Raw genomic sequence first — 1,598 nt, forward strand, 5'->3', positions numbered from 1 at the left:
CGTCCGCGTCGACCGCGCCCCGCCGGCGCACCCTTTTGGCCAGCGCCCCGCCCAGGAACCCGGTCACGAGTCCCCAGAGCACGGCGAGCCCGAGTGAGGACCACAGCCGGGGCCGCAGGAACAGCTCCCCGCCCAGGTCGCCGCCGAGGTCGCCGATCCCGATGACCGACAGCCCGTAGTGCGCGGAGATCCGGGCCATGAGGCAGATCATCAGGACGGTGAGCGTGAGGGCGGCCGCCATGTGCACGGCGTGCTGCCACAGCCGTGTCCGGGCCGGGGAGCGGGCCGCCATCACGAACGCGGCGACCAGCAGCAGTACGGCGTTCACGACCGGGAGCCACCACACCCGGCCGTCGTAGTCGGCGAGCGAGCCCAGGTTCAGGGTGGACACGTCGGGCCCGCGCACGACCTCGTCGAGGATCTTCGGCATCGGCAGCCCGAAAGGCCCCTCGACCTGGCTGTCCCAGGTGGCGCCCAGGCCGATCGTGAAGGTCGGCCACATGACGTTCGGCAGGCCCAGCAGGATCAGCGCGGCCGTCTCGGCCGCGTGCCCACGGGTCAGCGCCACCACGACCCCGATCACCAGCCCGAGCCCGACGTACGCCAGCAGCAGGCCGACCATGGCGTACGCGGCCGGGCGCACCGACTCCTGGAACCGCAGCAGTCGCGCCGGGAGCGGCGCCCCGCGCGACACCAGCAGCGCCAGGACGAGGGCCCCGGCGAGCCACAGCAGCCCGAAGAACACGGTCGGCGCCACGGCCGTCTCGAACCCCACGTCGGCGGAGGTGCCGAAGAAGTCGCCCACCTCGCCCAGCGAGACGTCGAAGGTCTGCCGGGCCGCGAGGGCGAGACCGATCAGCGCCGCGAGCCACAGGACGGCGATGCGGGCGGCCCAGCCCGCGAGTTCGGCCGCCCCCGCGACCGCCCGGTGGCGCAGGGGCCGCAGGAACCCGGCGGCGATCACGAGCGCGCCCACGAGGGTCACCGACAGGGGGATCACGGTCAGGCCCGCCTGGGTCTCGGCGATGGCCCCGGCGCCGCCGGAGAGCTCGATCGTGCCGCCGACCGCCGTCACGACCGTGGCCGCGACGACCCGGGGGAACGCGCCGTCCGGGAGGTCCGCGGCACCCGCCGCCCACAGCCCGAGGGACGCCACCACGATCATCGCGACCAGCCCGGCCACCACGGTGGCGAGGGCCTGGAGCCAGCCGTGGCGGGCGACCGCCCGCTCAGGTGCTGTCGTCTGCCGAGGAGGCAGGGTCTGGGGACTCACTCTTGCCACGCTAAGCACGGCGGAGGCACTCCGCGCGCCGGGAGCGCGGAGTGCCTCGGCCTGCGGCAGTGCCCCTTCGGCTTGCGGGGGGCACGGGACCAGAGCACACAATGGCCCTGTCATGGAACAAAGCTGCACCAAATAGATGAAACATCGGAATCGCCGCAGCATCCCTACGGCGGGAGAAGACCCGTGAGCTCCGAACAGCCGTCCTCCGGCCGCCCGACAGGACCGCCCTCCGGCCCCCTGTCCGGGCCGTCGCAACCCAGCCCCACCCCGCCCGACCCGACGCGGCCGAGCGGCCAGGTGCCCCCTGAGCCGCCGA

The 1,598-nt window shown here is 74.2% G+C and carries 1 protein-coding gene; it reads right to left on the reverse strand.

Features of this window, described 5'->3' with window-relative positions; all coding sequences use genetic code 11:
* A partial coding sequence (locus AWZ10_RS28245; protein ID WP_060892373.1) for a streptophobe family protein occupies positions 1 to 1,273 on the reverse strand: 1,273 nt, incomplete at its 3' end.
* Between the last annotated feature and the right edge of the window lie 325 nt (positions 1,274 to 1,598).

The sequence above is a fragment of the Streptomyces europaeiscabiei genome, assembly GCF_001550375.1.
Taxonomy (GTDB): Bacteria; Actinomycetota; Actinomycetes; order Streptomycetales; family Streptomycetaceae; genus Streptomyces; species Streptomyces europaeiscabiei.